Raw genomic sequence first — 15,618 nt, forward strand, 5'->3', positions numbered from 1 at the left:
CGTTCCGTGGTTTTGCCGGGGGCAGTGCTGGGCGCGTCGTGTGCCGTACCCGACTTACCTCCCGCAGTCGAGTGGGCAGGCAGGCGGCTTCCAGCTCGGTCGACTGGCTGTGGTTGCGTTCTCGAGCGGTTCGAGGGGAGTCGAATGGTGGTTGCGGTGGGGCATCTGCACCACCATTCGACTCGCCTCGATGAGTAATTCAGCTCAGTGTGCGGAGGCGGGGGGCTAGGTCGCGCTGGAAGAGGTCGAGGAAGCGGGTCTGGTCGTGGCCGGGGGCGTGGAAGACCAGGTGGTTGAGGCCCGCGTCGAGGTAGGGCTTGATTAGCTCGACGGCCTGGTCCGGATCGTTGGCGACGATCCAGCGCTTGGCGATCTGCTCGATCGGGAGGGCGTCGGCGGCGGCTTCCATTTCGATCGGGTCGGTGATGGAGTGCTTCTGCTCCGCGGTGAGCGAGAGCGGGGCCCAGAAGCGGGTGTTCTCCAGTGCCAGTTCGGGATCGGTGTCGTAGGAGATCTTGATCTCGATCATCCGGTCGATCTGCTCGACGGCGCGGCCGGCCTTGGCCGCGCCCTCGGCGACGGCGGGCATCAGCTTCTCGGTGTAGAGGTCCATGCCCTTGCCGGAGGTGCAGATGAAACCGTCACCCGCGCGACCGGCATAGCGCGCGACAAGCGGACCGCCTGCGGCGATGTAGATCGGGATGCCGCCCTTGGGCACGTCGTAGATGGAGGCGCCGACGGTCTTGTAGTACTCGCCGTCGAAGTCGGTGCGCTCACCGGTCCACAGCGCGCGCATGAGGTCGACGGATTCGCGCAGCCGGGCGAAACGCTCCTTGAATTCCGGCCATTCGCCGGTGTAGCCGGTGGCGATCTCGTTGAGCGCCTCACCGCTGCCGACGCCGAGCATGATGCGATCCGGATACAGACAACCCATGGTGGCGAAGGCCTGCGCGATCACGGCGGGGTTGTAGCGGAACGTCGGGGTGAGCACCGAGGTGCCGAGTTGGATGCGCTTGGTGCGCTCACCGACCGCGGCCATCCACGCCAGCGAGAACGGAGCGTGCCCGCCCTTGTGCCGCCACGGCTGGAAATGATCGCTGACCGTCGCGCTGTCGAGGCCGTGTTCCTCGGCCAGCACCGCGATTTCCACCAGTTCCCGCGGTCCGAACTGTTCCGCCGACGCCTTGTATCCGAGCTTGATATCACCCATATGCGCCACTCCTGTCGCTTCGCTCAACGGCCCGTGCGGGAGGTTCCGCACACCGTCGGCCGCATGAGTCCCGCGACCGCATCCCGGTACAACCGCAAGGGCCACACGGGAGTTCCCGCACCCTTGATCGACCTACAGAGCGCTGCGCGACCAGTTCTCACACGACCTCACCTCGACCATAGTCAGCGCTTGCGCTCACCGTGCGCCAGGTCACGCCGACGCGGGCGAACCTGCCTGACCGCGAGTGACGACCACACGCCCGCACACCGAGTCAACACCGCGCAGCCCCCACAACACGTGCGCAATGCCGACCACCACGGCGGCACGCCCGATCGCGCCAACACGAACCGCAACCGCGCCGAGCCTGACCGACCGCAAGCGACCACCACACGCCCGCACACCGAGTCAATACCGCGCAGCCCTCACAACCCGTGCGCGAAGCCGACCACCCGTACGACGGCAGGCCGAAACGCGCCAACACGGCCCGCGACCACGCCGAGCCTGGCCGACCGCGAGTGACGACTACGTGTGCGCGATGCCGGCTAGGTGGGCGGCAGGGTGGGGGGTGTGGCAATCGACTGGGGGATTCGGGGCTGTCGAGGTGAGGTGGTGGTGTGGGGATGGTCGCATCCGGTTGGGTATTCGTCCGGGGGGCGGGCGGATAGCCGACAATTGACTCGTGAGCACACCAGATGAACCGATCCTGTCCTACTTGACCGATATGGATGGGGTGTTGGTGCACGAAGACCATCTGGTGCCCGGTGCCGACAAGTTCCTGGCGGAGTTGCGCACCAATGAGATCCCGTTTCTGGTGCTCACCAATAACTCCATCCGCACCCCGCGCGATCTGCAGGCCCGCCTGCGCCACACCGGACTCGATATTCCGGAGGAGGCGATCTGGACCTCGGCGCTGGCCACCGCGACCTTCCTCAACGACCAGCGCCCCAACGGGACCGCTTACGTCGTCGGCGAATCCGGGCTCACCACCGCGCTACACGAAATCGGTTACGTGCTGACAGACAGCGATCCCGACTATGTGGTGCTCGGCGAAACCCGCACCTACTCCTTCGAGGCGATCACCACCGCGATCCGCCTGGTCGACCGGGGCGCGCGCTTCATCGCCACCAACCCGGACGCGACCGGCCCGTCCCGCGAAGGTCTACTGCCCGCGACCGGTTCGGTCGCCGCACTGATCACCCGCGCGACCGGCAAGGAGCCGTACTATGTCGGCAAGCCGAACCCGCTGATGATGCGCTCGGCGCTGCGCCGAATCGGCGCACACTCCCAGTCGACCGTCATGATCGGCGATCGTATGGACACCGATATCGTCTCCGGCCTCGAGGCGGGCATGCGAACCATCCTGGTCACCACCGGCATCTCCACCCGCGAATCCGTCGAGCAATTCCCCTACCGCCCAACCCTGGTCGTCGACTCGGTAGCCGACCTCGTCGGCCGAACCGACAAGCCCTTCAACTGACCCGCCTGCGCACCTTCTCCGGATCTGCACCGGGTGCCCACAAGCGCCACTGTCACACGGGCAGCCACCACCACACAGGCTGCCACCACCACAGGCTGCCACCGCCACAGGCTGCCACCGCCACATGGGCTGCCACCGCCACACAGGCAGCCACCATCCACACAGGCTGCGGGATCGCGGGCAGCGGGCACACCGTCCGAGCGCACTAGCGTGTCCGATCACGGACGCTCGCGATCACGGCGTTCCCCGGTAGGCGGCACGAAACCGCAGTTGGGGATCAGGATTCGTCGGTGATGGTGTCCAGGGCAGCGGAGAGCCGGGTCATGACCTGAACGGTCAGGGTGAATTGCTCGGGCCCGAGTTCGTCGGCGAGGCGTTTGGCCATGACCGCGTGCTGCGGGTTGATGCGTTTGATCGCGTCGCGACCGGCCTCGGTGACCGCGACGAGTTTCGCGCGGCGATGCGCCGGATTCGGCCGGTATTCGGCAAGTCCCTTGTCCACCAACAGATCCGCGATGCGCTGCACGCTCTGGCGGGTGATGCCCATCGCGCGGGCGATACCGGACACCGGCAGCGGTCCGCGCAGCACCGCGCCGAGCACCTGCCACCACGCCACCGTGATGCCCGCTGGAACGGCCAATTCCTCGCCTATGGCAAGGAATTGGCCGTTCAGCCGGAACGAGGTGATCGCCGCGGCGCTGAAAAGCTCTTGTTCGGGCGTATCGGTCATGTCTGCGACGATGCCATCTCGTATTCGGCGAGTTCCGCATAGCCCGTCGGATCGCTGTGCCCGTACAGCCGATACCACGCGTCGAGGATGCGCGGCTCGTACACGCCGAGCAGACCGAGCACTTCGCGCGCGAATTCGAACGGCGCCGCAGCACTGGCCGTGATCACGTTATCGCCGGTCACCGCCGGCGCCGCGATGTAATGCGCGGCACCCGAATATCCGCTGTACTGCAGAACTTCGGCCGCATTGCTGGTGTGCGCCCGATCATCGAGCAGCCCCTCCTTCGCCAGAGCGAGGGTGGAACCGCAGATCCCCGCGACCGGCACACCCGCTTCGACGAACTCCCGCGCCTTGCGCGCGAAGGGCGCCAGCTCGTCACCGGTCATCCACAGATCGGCCCCCGGCAGGATCAGCATCGCACTGTCGGCCGGAGTGAGATCGGCGAGCGCCACATCCGGCACGATGCGCACTCCCGCCATCGTGGTGATCGGATCCTTGGTCGGCCCGACGGTCAGCACCCGGAACGTCCCCGGCGCAACCTGCCAGCGCGGACTGTTGATATGCGCGGTGGCCGCACCCACCTCCCAGTCGGCGAGCGTGTCGTACACGGCCATGTGAACTGTTCTCATCAGCATGACAGTATGCTGTCATCATTGACAGGATACTGTCAATGATGCTCAGTCCTCAGCCTGGAGCTCGTAGGCGGCGCCGAACCGACCAGAAAGCCCAAGCTCCCCGCCGGGAACCGATCAGTGACCGCGTTCGATCTTCGCGAGATGGGCGATGTTGGCGCGGTCATCGGGATCCGTGCTGGGTTCACCGCCGAACCACGCGTCCAGAATCTCCGTCAGCTCCGCCCTGGAAGTCGAACGTAGGCTCAGCGCAAGCACATTCGCGTCATTCCACTTGCGCGCACCAACCGCCGTCGCCGCATCAGCACACAGCGCCGCCCTGATCCCCGCCACCTTGTTGGCGGCGATAGAAGCCCCCGTCCCTGTCCAACAGCACACCACCCCTTGCTCCGCCCGACCCTCGGCCACATCCCGCGCCGCCGCCTCGCTGGCCCAAGCCCAGTCGTTGCGCTCACTATCCGACAGCGCCCCGTGCACCAACGTTTCCAGCCCCCGCCGCCCGAGCTCCACCACCAGCTCCTCGGCCACCCCCACCCGCTCATCCGCCGCAACCGAAATTCGCATACCCCAAGCGTAATAACGTCCCCACCACACGGCCCGAAGACTCAGCACAACCCCGATCAGCCCAACGCTACGAAACTCCCCCCAACGCCTCGCCCATGGCCCAATCGATGACAAATCCGGCCGCCGCGCATCGAACGGCACTGCGGGCGCCAGCGCCGACCGGTCGCGTCACATCGCTTCCTGAAGCACCCAGTTCAGCGGCTGGATTCGACTGATCGGGCTGGCCATACCGAGGAACTCGAGCGCAATGTTCGATATCCACGGCCACAGCGGACCTACTAACTCAGGGCGCGCTCCAGATCGCCCAGCAGATCCTCGACATCCTCGAGCCCCACCGAGATGCGCACGACACCGTCGGACAGCCCGATGGTCGCGCGCCCTTCGGGCCCCATGGCGCGATGGGTCGTGGTGGCGGGGTGGGTGATCAGGGTCTTGGAATCACCGAGGTTGTTGGAGATATCGACGATGCGCAACCGGTTCAGCACCTCGAAGGCGCGCTTCTTGGCCTCGTTCGCGGGCGCGTTCAGCTCGAAGGTGACCACCGTGCCGCCGCCGCTCATCTGGCTGGTCGCCAGCTCGTGCTGCGGATGCGACTCCAGGTACGGATAGCGCACCCACGAGACGGACTTGTTGCCCTCGAGGAAACGTGCGATACGCAGCGCGGATTCCGTCGAATGACGCACGCGCAGCGGCATGGTCTCCAAACCCTTGAGCAGGGTCCACGCGTTGAACGGGCTCAGCGCCGGACCGGTGTGGCGCATAAGGTTTTTCACCGGACCGTCGATGTAATCGTGCGGGCCCAGAATCGCACCGCCGAGCACCCGGCCCTGACCGTCGATGTGTTTGGTGCCGGAATACACCAGCACATCCGCGCCGAGCTCGAAACCGCGCTGCAGCAGCGGCGTGGCAAAGACGTTGTCCAGCACCACCTTCGCGCCCGCGGCATGCGCGAGTTCGCTCACCCGGCGCACGTCGACGAGCGTCTGCATCGGGTTGGCCGGCGTCTCGAAGAACACCGCCTTGGTCGGCACCGACAGCGCCTGCTCCCACTGGTCGAGATCATCGCCGTCGACGAAGACCGTCTCCACGCCCCAGCGCGGCAGGATCTCATTGCACACCACGAAGCACGAGCCGAACAGGCTGCGCGCGGCCACAAGTCGATCGCCCGCGCCCAGAAGCGCGCCGAGCGCGGTGAAAACCGCCGACATGCCGCTCGCGGTCGCGAAACATGCTTCGGCGCCGTCCATCAGACGCAGCCGCTCCTCGAACATGGCCACCGTCGGGTTGCCGTAGCGGGAGTAGACGAAATGTTCGATATCGCCGGTGAACGCGGCCTCGGCCGCCTCGGCGCTCTCGTAGACGAATCCGGAGGACAGATACAGCGCCTCGGCGGTCTCCTCGAATCCGGAGCGACGCAGCCCACCCCGCACGCCGAGCGTCGCGGGGCCGACCCCCTCGGGCAGCGGCTTGTCGAACGCACCACCGGTGATCATGACCGGCTCCCGACTACACAGCACGAACTCATGACTGCCGCCACGGCAGACCGAGCGCGCGCCAGCCGGTGCCGCCGCGATGACCGGACTCGTCGATCGGGCCCTCGAAGCCCTCCAGCACGTTGTACGACGGCTCGATCCCGACACCGGTCGCGGCGACCGCCGCACCGACGGAACGTTGCCCGGAGCGACACAGGAAGACGACGGGCGCCGCCGGATCGCGACCCTCCAGCGCCTTGGTCAGCTGCGCGACGAACTCACCATTGCGGGCGCCGTTACTGTCGACCCATTCGATCAGCACCGTCGGCCGGTCGATCGAACTGGTATCGGGCACGCCGACGAAGCGCCATTCGGCTTCGGTGCGCACGTCGACCAAGACGGCTTCCGGATTGTCCCGCAACAACTCCCACGCCTGCTGTGGGGTGATGTCACCGGCATATGTCATGCGATCCTCCTGTGAATCCACGCTTGCCGCACCTGGGTTCCGGTGCGCGGCCAGGTCGTCACCCGGAGCACCCCACCGCGGAGGAGGGTTGCCGACCAGCCAGCCGGGGCTTGACGCTGGTTCTCATGACCTGCGTCCGAGATTGCCTGGGCAGGGGCCGCCATGTCAAACGCCGGTTCGCGCCACGCCGGTAAGTCAGTTGCAGACGATCCAGCGGTCGCCGGAGCGAACCAAATTCCACGTCGCCGGCGTCTCCCGGCCGTCGACCGCGATGGTCACATTCGCCTTCGCCTTATCGCCGTCGACCATGGCGTTCTCAATCTTGGTGACCTTGATCGACTTTCCGGCCGCGGCGCCGCCGAACTGGGCGGCCAGCGGCGACTTGCTCTCGTCGAATCCCTGGCAGGCAACTGCGGGCGGCGGCGTGCTGTCGGTGGTGCCGCGGGCCTCCGCGTAGCGCTGCACCGCGGCCGAGATCTTGTCCGATTCTGTGACATTTTTCTCAGCGGGCGAGAGCACCGCGCCCAGCACGATGGCGACCAGGACGACGGCCGCAAACACGGCTGCCGCGATGAACGGCGCGATGGAGCGGCGATCGGTCTGGTCGACCTCGATTACGGGTTCTTCGTCGGCGCTCTGCTGCTCTGTCATGGCTCGATCATCCCTGGTGGACGGCGGTATCCGGCAGTCGCCCCCGGACTCGGGCGCGGCCGAGCCCAGCATCGGTGCCGCGACGATTTGATAGTCGCGGGGAGAGCGGGTACTCCGGTAAGTGAGCCGAATGGCAAGCGTCCGGTTCACGCACCGCCCGCAGGGTGCGCCATGCGCCACCGATAGAATCGCGAGACTGCGGCCTGCTGTCATAGCCATATGGCAGCTCACCGTCGTAGCGACTGTGCAGCCGCGAGCCGCCTGTCCGCATCGTCAGGTGCAACCAAGAGGATGCGTCAAGTTAGCCTAAGCTAAGACTGATGCCGTTAATTGTTTCGACCATAAGGTGCGCGTAAAAGATGACCGAACAAAGTGCAGCGACTCGCCCGCTTCGCATCGCGATCGTGGGCGCAGGACCGGCCGGAATCTACGCCGCCGACGCGTTGATGAAGTCCGATGCCGAGGTGAGCATCGACCTCTACGAGCGCATGCCAGCGCCGTTCGGGCTGATCCGCTATGGCGTCGCGCCGGATCATCCGCGCATCAAGGGCATCATCACCGCCCTGCACAAGGTGCTCGACAAGCCGCAGGTCCGCCTGCTCGGCAATATCGACTACGGCACCGACATCACCCTCGACGACCTGCGCACGTTCTATGACGCGGTGATCTTCTCCACCGGCGCCAACGCCGACCGCGCGCTGGACATCCCCGGCATCGGCCTGGACGGCAGCTACGGCGCCGCGGACTTCGTGTCCTGGTACGACGGCCACCCGGACGTGCCGCGCACCTGGCCGCTGGAGGCCGAGAAGGTCGCCGTGCTCGGTGTCGGCAATGTGGCACTCGACGTCGCGCGCGTGCTCGCCAAGACCGGCGACGAACTGCTGCCGACCGAGATACCGCCGAACGTCTACAACGGCCTGAAGGCCAATAAGGCGATCGAGGTGCACGTCTTCGGCCGCCGCGGCCCGGCGCAGGCGAAGTTCACGCCGCTCGAGCTACGCGAACTCGACCACTCCCCGACCATCGAGGTCATCGTCGATCCGGAGGACATCGACTACGACGAGGGCTCGGAGGCCGCGCGCCGGCATTCCAAGCAGGTCGACATGATCGCGAACACCCTGGAGCAGTGGGCCATCCGCGATGTCGGCAACCGCCCGCACAAGCTGTTCCTGCACTTCTTCGAATCCCCCGCCGAAATCCTCGGCGAGGACGGCAGGGTCGTCGGCCTGCGCACCGAGCGCACCCAGCTCGACGGCACCGGCAACGTCAAGGGCACCGGCGTCTTCAAGGACTGGGACGTGCAGGCCATCTACCGCGCCGTGGGCTACCTGTCGCAGAACCTCACCAACCTGCCGTTCGACGATCAGGCCGGCGTCGTCCCGAACGAGGCCGGACGCGTCATCGCCGACGAGGACGCCGACGGTGCGGACCGCTACATGCCCGCCACCTACGTCACCGGCTGGATCAAGCGCGGCCCGGTCGGCCTCATCGGCCACACCAAGGGCGATGCCAACGAGACCGTGGCCTGCCTGCTCGACGACAGCGTGAACTTCACCCCGGCCGAGAAGCCGGAGCTGGACGCCGTCACCGAATTCCTCGAGGGCAAGGGCATCCCGTTCACCACCTGGCAGGGCTGGTACCGCCTCGACGCGCACGAGCGCGCACTCGGCGAGCCGGAGGGCCGCGAGCGCGTCAAGGTCGTCGAGCGCGAGGACATGCTGCGCGCCAGCGAACCGCACAAGGTCTAGCCCGAACGCCGCAGGGGTGACCACCACCCCTGTGGCACTCGACAAACCGACACCGCCGCGGCGGCGCGAAATCTGTCGGGTCTGCGGCAGCGGAAATTTCTGCACTGAGGCATTCTGTACAAGTGTTCGATGCCCATCTCCACATCTTCGACCCGCGGTTCCCGCTGGCCGAGAACGAGGGCTACCTGCCCGACCCGTTCACCATCGCCGATTACCGAAAGCGTATGTCGCGCTTCGACCTCGGCGGCGGCGCCGTGGTCAGCGGATCCTTCCAAGGCACCGATCAGAGCTATCTGAAAGCGGCGCTGGCGGAGCTCGGCGAGGGGTGGGTGGGCGTCACCGCGTTGGATCCGGACGCCACCGATGAGGAGATCATCGAACTCGACCGGATCGGCGTGCGCGCGCTGCGGTTCAACGTCAAGCGCGCGGCCGCGGATATCACCGCCATGACGCTGCAGGCGCTGCGTGCGCATGAGCTCGTCGGCTGGCATGTCGAGGTCTATATCGACGGCAACATGCTCACCTCACTGCAACCGGTGATCTCGAAGCTGCCCGTGCTCTCCGTCGACCACCTCGGCATGTCCGAGGAGGGCCTGCCCTACCTGCTGGATCTGGTCGATCGCGGCGCGCGCGTGAAGGCGACCGGTTTCGGGCGGGTGCAGATGAACGTATCCGATACGCTGCGCCGCATCCACGCGGTCAATCCCGAGGCACTCATGTTCGGCACGGATCTGCCCGGCACCCGGGCCGGGCGGCCCTTCGAGGACTCCGATGTCGATCTGATCTGCGATGTGGTCGGCACCGATATGTTCAAGGTGCTCGAGGACAACGCCCGCGCGTTCTATCGACTGCCCGCCCGCGAACGAGAGATTCCGGCCGATCCCGCGCCCACCCTGCCGATCCACCGCACCGAGCAGCCGACGCTACCGCTGCGGCGCGATGAGCTCCCGAAACTCGAAGTGGCGGACACGATTCCGTTCCCGGCCATCGAGTGAGTACGCCGCGGCCGTGAGCCGGTCGCCGCCGCATTTTTCGGTCATTTGCCCAGTTCGTCCCAACTCAGGTCACGATGGCGCCGATGACCCACACCCCGGTTGCCAGCAGGGCACCGAAAAGTTCGATGAGCATGGACAGGCCAACGCCCTTGAGCGCGTGAACCGTTGCCTGCCAAGCGGGTTGGTTCTCGCCGAGGCGATGCAGTTCCGAAAGGTACACGCCCAGTACGAATCCCACGAACAACCCGACCACCGGAATGAGGAAGAACCCCACGATGCCCAGCACCGCGCCCACGAACAGCGCGCGGTTGGATACCCCCGCATCCTTCATCTTCCGCCCCGGCCAGGTGTATTTGACAATGCCGGAGAGCACCAGAAACGCAGTGCTGACGGCGAATACGATCCACGCCGTCGCACCACCGGTCATAACCGCCCACACCGCGATGGCACCGAAGACCAGAATCACCCCCGGCAGGATCGGCACGATGATCCCGAGCAGGCCGACCAGAATAACCAAGCCGACAACAACCTCACCCCAAGCTGACACTGCCGATCCCTCCGCTAGGCGCGCCTTGTCACGCTGCCTGGATTCTGGCCTACTCGTTGGTTCGGTGCACGGGGGAGGTTCCGCTCTTAGGTCACGACCGCGCGATAGGCGTCCAACAGGTACGCCAGATCGTGCCGCAGAACCAGTTGTTCAGATCGGCCGAACCGGTGGCAATCCCGCCGTTGCCGATCGCCTGGGGCTCGACCTGGGCCTGCGCCTGCTCGAGCTCGATCGGGGCCTGCGCCTGCGCGGGAGCGACGGACATCAGCACCGCACCGGCCAGCAGGGCGCCCGCGACGATATGGCGATTGACTCGAATCATCTCAAACCCGTTCCTCTAGAGTTAGTTTCGGTCACGAAGATGACCTCGGTGACTGAATCGAGCACCGTGCTCCGCCCGTTACAAACCCCAAAAGCCCTGCACCGCAGGCGAATCGGATCGCCTGGACCGGCACACCGGCCCGTCTGGATCACCTCGAGCACGAGGCCGACCGGACCCGCGCCGCGATGCTGTCCCCGCTTGGTGAGCTCCGCTCGAACCCCCCAGGCGCGAGCACAGATATACGGCGGTCGAAGGTGCCGCGCGCCCGATCGGGTTCAGAAGAGGGTGGGTTCGCCGAAGCCCGGCGTGCGTTCGATTTCCAGGAGGCGTTGTTTGGTGGTGATGCCGCCGGGGGCGGAGAAGCCGGTGAGGGCGTTGTCGGCGGCTAGGACTCGGTGGCAGGGGATGATCAGGGGGATGGGGTTGCGGCCCAGGGCTTGTCCGACGGCTTGGGCCCCACCGGGGGCGCCGATGCGGGTGGCGACCTGGCCGTAGGTGAGGGTGTGGCCCGGATCGATGGCGCGGGTTACCGCGTAGACGGCGCGGTGGAATTCTGGAATTCCATTGATGGTTACCGGGATCCAGCGCAGATCGTCGAGTTCTCCGGCGAGGTGCGCCTGGATGCGGATGATGGCATCGGCGATGGGGCCGGTGGGCGTTGTCTCGGGGATTTCCTCGCCGTCCGGAATCCGGCTGGTCGGTCGCATGATCCGGGCCCGCGTCGCCGCAGGACTCGCCTCCGGCAACCCGAACCGGAATACGGCATCGTCGGTCCAGGCGATCGCGCAGGTGCCGATCACGGTGTCGAACAGCGCCGACCCGGTAGCCGGGCGAGCGAAAGCACTCATACGGTCAGTCTGCACGCGGGGTCCGACATCTCCGAGCAGTCCAGTCCAGTTCTCAAAAACTGGTCTGGAATCCACCGATTGTCGGCTTCACGGCTCCGCAACTCGGGTTCGAGATCCGCCGCCGCGCGGTCGGCTCGGGGTGCGCGCGGGCCGGCGCGTCCGGATCCGGCACGTCGTCGCGGCCGTAGATCGCGGCGAGATCGGCGTATTGGCGCTGGTTTTCGTAGTACGACGGTGACCAGTCGGTCAGCGGTCCCGGTGCGTGGAACCGTTCGAGACGGAAGGCCTCGCCGGGCGGCCTCGGTGCGTACCGGTACACCACATAGGCGAAGAAGGCGATGACGAGGAGGGTGGCGAGGGCGGTCATAACCGATAGCGTGCGCGCACTGGCCTTGCCAATAAATATCCACTTGGCTAATACTGGACTTTATGTCGACGAGAGTGATCGGTGCCGCCAGCCTTGCCCGGGATCTGGGGCAGTGGCGCAGCGCGGACGAGAACGGCGAATCGGGCGAGCGCCGGTCCACCCGCCCCGCCTATTTGGCCCTTGCCGAAGGCATCCGACTGCTCATCCACGACGGTCGCGCACCGCTCGGCGTCGCCCTGCCCAGTGAGCGCGATCTCGCCGCCACCCTCGGCGTGAGCCGCACCACCATCACCTCGACCTACAGCCTGCTGCGCGAACACGGCTATCTGATCAGCCGCCAGGGCTCGCGCAGCACCGTCGCCCTCCCGCGCGACGTGCAGCACGACGGCACCAAACCCGCGCGCAGCATTCTGGCGATGATGGCGCAGCCGGAACTGCCGACCATCGATATGACCTATGCCGCGATGGCCGCGCCCATGGAGATGCAGGATGCGTACTCCGTTGCACTGCAAGGCATTCCGGCCTATCTCGGTACGCACGGCATGGACCCCGTCGGCGTGCTCGCACTGCGCGAAGCACTGGCCCGCCGCTACACCGAGCGCGGCCTGCCCACCGAACCGGACCAGATCCTGGTCACCCTCGGCGCCCAGCACGGCCTGCGCCTGCTGCTCAATGTGCTCACCGCGCCCGCGGCCCGGGTGCTCATCGACCATCCGACCTATCCCAATGCCATCGAGGCGATCCGGGACGTCGGCGCCCGCCCGGTCCCGGTGCCGCTGCGTCCCGAAACCCCGGATTCCGGCTGGGATCTCGACGGAATCCGCAGCGCCGCACGGCAAACCGCGGCCACCCTGGCCTATCTGGTGCCGGACTTCAATAACCCGACCGGCCTGCGGCTCGACGCCGACGGCCGAGCCGAACTGGCCACCATCGCCCGCGAAACCCGGATGACCGTGGTGATCGACGAGTCGATGGTGGACCTGAGCCTGACCGACCAGACCGCGCCCCCGCCGGTCGCGGCCTTCGCCAAGGGCAGCGAGATCGTCACCATCGGCTCGGCCTCGAAATCCTTCTGGGGCGGTCTGCGCGTCGGCTGGATACGCACCAGCCAAACGTTGATCGCGAAACTGCTCGGCATCCGCTCCACCGTCGACCTCGGCACCCCCGTCATGGATCAGCTGGCAACCATCCACCTGTTGGAGCACGCCGACACCATCCTCGCCCGCCGCCGCGACCAACTGCGCTCCCAGCGTGCGGCCCTGCTCACCTCCCTCGGCGACGAGCTCCCGGACTGGCGCGCGATCGTGGGCGACGGCGGCATGTCCGTCTGGGCGCAGCTGCCGGCCCCGGTTTCGACGGCGCTCGCCGCCACCGCCCCCAACCACGGCGTATTGCTCGCTGCCGGACCGAGATTCGGCGTTCAGGGCGCCTTCGAACGCTTCATCCGACTCCCGTTCACCCACCCCGAGCCCGAACTGCGCCTGGCGGTGAAATCCATTGCCGCCGCGTACGAAGCGCTCACTCCCCGTGCCGCCGACCCCCTCCAACCCCTCACCTGTTACTGACCCGACAATCCCGAGGTGGGGCAAGATCGACGGTATGGATCCCATTTCGAGACCGCGGGTCCCCGAGAGCGTCAACGACTTCCGGGAATTGGCGCGCGGGCGGTTGGACGGATTTCCGCACACCGAGGTGCCCGACGCACCGGATATTCGGCGCGCGGCGGTGCTGCTGTGTGTGGTGGCGCAGGACGGTCCGCCGTCGGTGATCGTCATCAAACGCGCGTATCGCGGGCGCAATGCCGGGCAGTGGGGACTGCCGGGTGGGCGGGTCGACGACGGGGAAGCCGTCGCGCAGGCCGCGATTCGCGAGTTGCACGAAGAACTCGGCCTGACCGCGACCCCGGCCGATATCCTCGGCAGGCTCGACGATTTCCCCGCCGCATCCGGCTTCGTGATCACCCCGATCGTCGCGGCCCTCGCCGATGCGACCGAATTGCGGCCCAGCCCGGCGGAGGTCCACTCGGTCCATCTCGTGGACCTAGCCCGCCTGGCCGCCGACGATGTCCCGCATTGGGTGCACCCGAATGATGCTGTGCGACAACACGCTCTACGGCCGGACGCAACCGCGGTCCCCCTCGAAGGCGCCGGTCTACTGCAAATGCGCCTCGCCGACAACATGACCATCCACGCCCCGACCGGTGCGCTGCTCTGGCAATTCCGCGAGGTCGTACTACTCGGCCGAGACCCCCACACCGCGCGAACCGCCCACTTCGCCCAGCCCGACTGGACGCGTCACTAGTAGCCGCCGAGCGTAGTTATACGGCGGTCGGATGCGGTGTGGGCGACCGCCATTCGACTGCGCTCGGCGGGAACTCCCGGAAGGGCTGATCCGGCAGAAGCTGTGCGGCGCCAGGGTCGACGGCGAGTTGTCAATCCGCCCAAACGGATTCGATGGGCGTCGGGTCGTTGGGGGGCGGGGTGGGGGTGCCGGTCGGGGTCCGGGAGAAGCGCGGGGCCGGGGCGTGCTGGACGACGCCGTCGATCTCGATCAAACCGGTGCGGGCGACAATGTGCGGGTTCTGTTCGGCCTCGGTGAAGGTCAGCACGGGCGTGGTGCACGCGTCGGTGCCCTCGAAGATCGCGGCCCACTCGTCGCGGGTCTTGGTCTTGAACTTCTCCGAGAACAGCTTCTTCAGCTGATCCTGACCGTTCGGGTCGAGCTGCATCGGCAGACCCTCGGGGTCGATCTCCAAGCCCTGCAACAGTTCCGCGTAGAACTGCGGTTCGATCGCGCCGACCGCCATGTACTTGCCGTCGGCGGTTTCGTAGGTGTCGTAGAACGCCATGCCGGTATCGAGCAGGTTGGTGCCGCGCTCGTCGGACCACAGGCCCATGCCGCGCATGCCCCAGATCATGTGCGAAAGGGCAAGCGCCCCATCGATCATCGCCGCATCGATGACCTGTCCCTTGCCGGAGCTCTGCCGCTCGACCAGTGCGGCGAGGATGCCGAAGACGAGGAACATCGAGCCGCCGCCGAAGTCGCCGACCATATTCAGCGGCGGCACCGGCCGCTCACCCTTGCGGCCGATCGCATTCAGCACGCCGGTCAGCGAGATGTAGTTGATGTCGTGTCCGGCGCGATCGGCCAGCGGTCCGTCCTGCCCCCAGCCGGTCATCCGGCCGTAGACCAGGCGCGGGTTGCGCGCCAGCACGGCATCCGGACCGAGGCCCATGCGCTCGGTTACGCCGGGCCGGAAGCCCTCGATCAGCACGTCGGCCTTCTCGGCGAGTTCGAGCACCTTCTCGATATCCGCCGGATCCTTCAGATTGGCCTCGACGATGGTGCGCCCGCGCCACTGCGGCCGCTCCATGAAACCGGGCAGCATATTCGGCCGCTGCACCCGCACCACGTCGGCGCCTAGGTCGGCGAGCAGCAGCGCCGCATGCGGACCCGGACCGATTCCGGCCAACTCGATGACCTTGATGCCCGCGAGCGGGCCCTGCTTGGCGGTGGATGGTGTGCTCACGCCCTACCTCGGTTCGTCGTTGATCCAGCGCACCGGCGAGGCGGTGCTCCCCGGGAGCGG

The 15,618-nt window shown here is 66.8% G+C and carries 17 protein-coding genes and 1 riboswitch; of the genes, 5 read left to right on the forward strand and 12 right to left on the reverse strand.

From position 1 onward, the window contains the following. Window positions 1–199 precede the first annotated feature (199 nt). The gene (gene fgd / locus ACHQ4I_RS36035) at window positions 200–1,210 is read right to left on the reverse strand and encodes a glucose-6-phosphate dehydrogenase (coenzyme-F420) (protein WP_420776373.1); all 1,011 of its coding nucleotides are present in this window, start codon (window positions 1,208–1,210) and stop codon (window positions 200–202) included. A gap of 721 nt (window positions 1,211–1,931) precedes the next feature. On the opposite strand from fgd, the gene ACHQ4I_RS36040 reads away from it, so the two are divergent. Then, window positions 1,932–2,687 (forward strand): HAD-IIA family hydrolase, encoded by a 756-nt coding sequence (locus tag ACHQ4I_RS36040; RefSeq protein WP_420776624.1) that lies wholly within the window; start codon window positions 1,932–1,934, stop codon window positions 2,685–2,687. Window positions 2,688–2,964: 277 nt separating this feature from the next. Here ACHQ4I_RS36040 and ACHQ4I_RS36045 read toward each other — a convergent pair whose 3' ends face one another. The 6 genes from ACHQ4I_RS36045 to ACHQ4I_RS36070 form a co-directional block, all read right to left on the reverse strand. After that, window positions 2,965–3,417 (reverse strand): MarR family winged helix-turn-helix transcriptional regulator, encoded by a 453-nt coding sequence (locus ACHQ4I_RS36045; protein WP_420776374.1) that lies wholly within the window; start codon window positions 3,415–3,417, stop codon window positions 2,965–2,967. Continuing rightward, window positions 3,414–4,046, reverse strand: coding sequence for a DJ-1/PfpI family protein (locus ACHQ4I_RS36050; protein ID WP_420776375.1), 633 nt, complete (start codon window positions 4,044–4,046; stop codon window positions 3,414–3,416). Before ACHQ4I_RS36050 ends, ACHQ4I_RS36045 begins: the two co-directional genes overlap by 4 nt. A gap of 120 nt (window positions 4,047–4,166) precedes the next feature. Next, the gene (locus tag ACHQ4I_RS36055) at window positions 4,167–4,613 is read right to left on the reverse strand and encodes an RpiB/LacA/LacB family sugar-phosphate isomerase (protein WP_420776376.1); all 447 of its coding nucleotides are present in this window, start codon (window positions 4,611–4,613) and stop codon (window positions 4,167–4,169) included. A 278-nt stretch (window positions 4,614–4,891) separates the two neighbouring features. Next, complete coding sequence (locus ACHQ4I_RS36060) at window positions 4,892–6,106, reverse strand: O-succinylhomoserine sulfhydrylase (RefSeq protein ID WP_420776377.1); 1,215 nt, start codon at window positions 6,104–6,106, stop codon at window positions 4,892–4,894. 28 nt (window positions 6,107–6,134) lie between these two features. After that, entirely contained in the window at window positions 6,135–6,551 is a 417-nt protein-coding gene (locus ACHQ4I_RS36065) for a rhodanese-like domain-containing protein (protein WP_420776378.1), read from the reverse strand. Window positions 6,552–6,565: 14 nt separating this feature from the next. Then, window positions 6,566–6,682: riboswitch (SAM riboswitch) on the reverse strand. Window positions 6,683–6,746: 64 nt separating this feature from the next. Then, window positions 6,747–7,202, reverse strand: a complete 456-nt coding sequence (locus ACHQ4I_RS36070) for an Rv0361 family membrane protein (RefSeq protein ID WP_420776379.1) — start codon at window positions 7,200–7,202, stop codon at window positions 6,747–6,749. Between the two features lie 359 nt (window positions 7,203–7,561). On the opposite strand from ACHQ4I_RS36070, the gene ACHQ4I_RS36075 reads away from it, so the two are divergent. Together ACHQ4I_RS36075 and ACHQ4I_RS36080 are read left to right on the forward strand one after the other, a co-directional pair. Then, window positions 7,562–8,950: an FAD-dependent oxidoreductase gene (locus ACHQ4I_RS36075; protein WP_420776380.1), complete on the forward strand. Its 1,389-nt coding sequence runs from the start codon at window positions 7,562–7,564 to the stop codon at window positions 8,948–8,950. 122 nt (window positions 8,951–9,072) lie between these two features. Next, the gene (locus ACHQ4I_RS36080; RefSeq protein WP_420776381.1) at window positions 9,073–9,945 is read left to right on the forward strand and encodes an amidohydrolase family protein; all 873 of its coding nucleotides are present in this window, start codon (window positions 9,073–9,075) and stop codon (window positions 9,943–9,945) included. A gap of 64 nt (window positions 9,946–10,009) precedes the next feature. On the opposite strand, the gene ACHQ4I_RS36085 is transcribed toward ACHQ4I_RS36080, so the two are convergent. The 4 genes from ACHQ4I_RS36085 to ACHQ4I_RS36100 all read right to left on the reverse strand — a co-directional run bounded on the left by ACHQ4I_RS36085 (window position 10,010) and on the right by ACHQ4I_RS36100 (window position 12,029). Then, complete coding sequence (locus ACHQ4I_RS36085; RefSeq protein ID WP_420776382.1) at window positions 10,010–10,492, reverse strand: DUF456 domain-containing protein; 483 nt, start codon at window positions 10,490–10,492, stop codon at window positions 10,010–10,012. Between the two features lie 91 nt (window positions 10,493–10,583). Further along, on the reverse strand, window positions 10,584–10,814 hold the full coding sequence (locus ACHQ4I_RS36090) for a hypothetical protein (protein WP_420776383.1): 231 nt from the start codon (window positions 10,812–10,814) through the stop codon (window positions 10,584–10,586). A 275-nt stretch (window positions 10,815–11,089) separates the two neighbouring features. Next, a complete protein-coding gene (locus tag ACHQ4I_RS36095) occupies window positions 11,090–11,662 on the reverse strand; it encodes a methylated-DNA--[protein]-cysteine S-methyltransferase (protein WP_420776384.1) in 573 nt (190 codons plus the stop codon). A gap of 52 nt (window positions 11,663–11,714) precedes the next feature. Beyond that, window positions 11,715–12,029: a hypothetical protein gene (locus ACHQ4I_RS36100; RefSeq protein ID WP_420776385.1), complete on the reverse strand. Its 315-nt coding sequence runs from the start codon at window positions 12,027–12,029 to the stop codon at window positions 11,715–11,717. A gap of 62 nt (window positions 12,030–12,091) precedes the next feature. Here ACHQ4I_RS36100 and yczR point away from each other — a divergent pair, with 62 nt between their 5' ends. Together yczR and ACHQ4I_RS36110 are read left to right on the forward strand one after the other, a co-directional pair. Next, window positions 12,092–13,594 carry a MocR-like transcription factor YczR gene (yczR, locus tag ACHQ4I_RS36105; protein WP_420776386.1) on the forward strand — a complete coding sequence of 501 codons (1,503 nt, stop codon included), beginning with the start codon at window positions 12,092–12,094 and terminating at the stop codon, window positions 13,592–13,594. Between the two features lie 34 nt (window positions 13,595–13,628). Next, window positions 13,629–14,330, forward strand: coding sequence for an NUDIX hydrolase (locus ACHQ4I_RS36110; protein WP_420776387.1), 702 nt, complete (start codon window positions 13,629–13,631; stop codon window positions 14,328–14,330). A 130-nt stretch (window positions 14,331–14,460) separates the two neighbouring features. Here ACHQ4I_RS36110 and ACHQ4I_RS36115 read toward each other — a convergent pair whose 3' ends face one another. Then, window positions 14,461–15,558, reverse strand: a complete 1,098-nt coding sequence (locus tag ACHQ4I_RS36115) for a CaiB/BaiF CoA transferase family protein (protein WP_420776388.1) — start codon at window positions 15,556–15,558, stop codon at window positions 14,461–14,463. Window positions 15,559–15,618: the final 60 nt, after the last annotated feature.

It is taken from the genome of Nocardia nepalensis (assembly GCF_048910785.1).
GTDB classification, from domain to species: Bacteria; Actinomycetota; Actinomycetes; order Mycobacteriales; family Mycobacteriaceae; genus Nocardia; species Nocardia nepalensis.

Coding starts and splice junctions, on each gene's coding strand:
- fgd (WP_420776373.1), bottom strand. CDS start 1,210: ATGGGTGATATCAAGCTCGGATACAAGGCGTCGGCGGAACAGTTCGGA.
- ACHQ4I_RS36040 (WP_420776624.1), top strand. CDS start 1,932: ATGGATGGGGTGTTGGTGCACGAAGACCATCTGGTGCCCGGTGCCGAC.
- ACHQ4I_RS36045 (WP_420776374.1), bottom strand. CDS start 3,417: ATGACCGATACGCCCGAACAAGAGCTTTTCAGCGCCGCGGCGATCACC.
- ACHQ4I_RS36050 (WP_420776375.1), bottom strand. CDS start 4,046: ATGAGAACAGTTCACATGGCCGTGTACGACACGCTCGCCGACTGGGAG.
- ACHQ4I_RS36055 (WP_420776376.1), bottom strand. CDS start 4,613: ATGCGAATTTCGGTTGCGGCGGATGAGCGGGTGGGGGTGGCCGAGGAG.
- ACHQ4I_RS36060 (WP_420776377.1), bottom strand. CDS start 6,106: ATGATCACCGGTGGTGCGTTCGACAAGCCGCTGCCCGAGGGGGTCGGC.
- ACHQ4I_RS36065 (WP_420776378.1), bottom strand. CDS start 6,551: ATGACATATGCCGGTGACATCACCCCACAGCAGGCGTGGGAGTTGTTG.
- ACHQ4I_RS36070 (WP_420776379.1), bottom strand. CDS start 7,202: ATGACAGAGCAGCAGAGCGCCGACGAAGAACCCGTAATCGAGGTCGAC.
- ACHQ4I_RS36075 (WP_420776380.1), top strand. CDS start 7,562: ATGACCGAACAAAGTGCAGCGACTCGCCCGCTTCGCATCGCGATCGTG.
- ACHQ4I_RS36090 (WP_420776383.1), bottom strand. CDS start 10,814: ATGATTCGAGTCAATCGCCATATCGTCGCGGGCGCCCTGCTGGCCGGT.
- ACHQ4I_RS36095 (WP_420776384.1), bottom strand. CDS start 11,662: ATGAGTGCTTTCGCTCGCCCGGCTACCGGGTCGGCGCTGTTCGACACC.
- ACHQ4I_RS36100 (WP_420776385.1), bottom strand. CDS start 12,029: ATGACCGCCCTCGCCACCCTCCTCGTCATCGCCTTCTTCGCCTATGTG.
- yczR (WP_420776386.1), top strand. CDS start 12,092: ATGTCGACGAGAGTGATCGGTGCCGCCAGCCTTGCCCGGGATCTGGGG.
- ACHQ4I_RS36110 (WP_420776387.1), top strand. CDS start 13,629: ATGGATCCCATTTCGAGACCGCGGGTCCCCGAGAGCGTCAACGACTTC.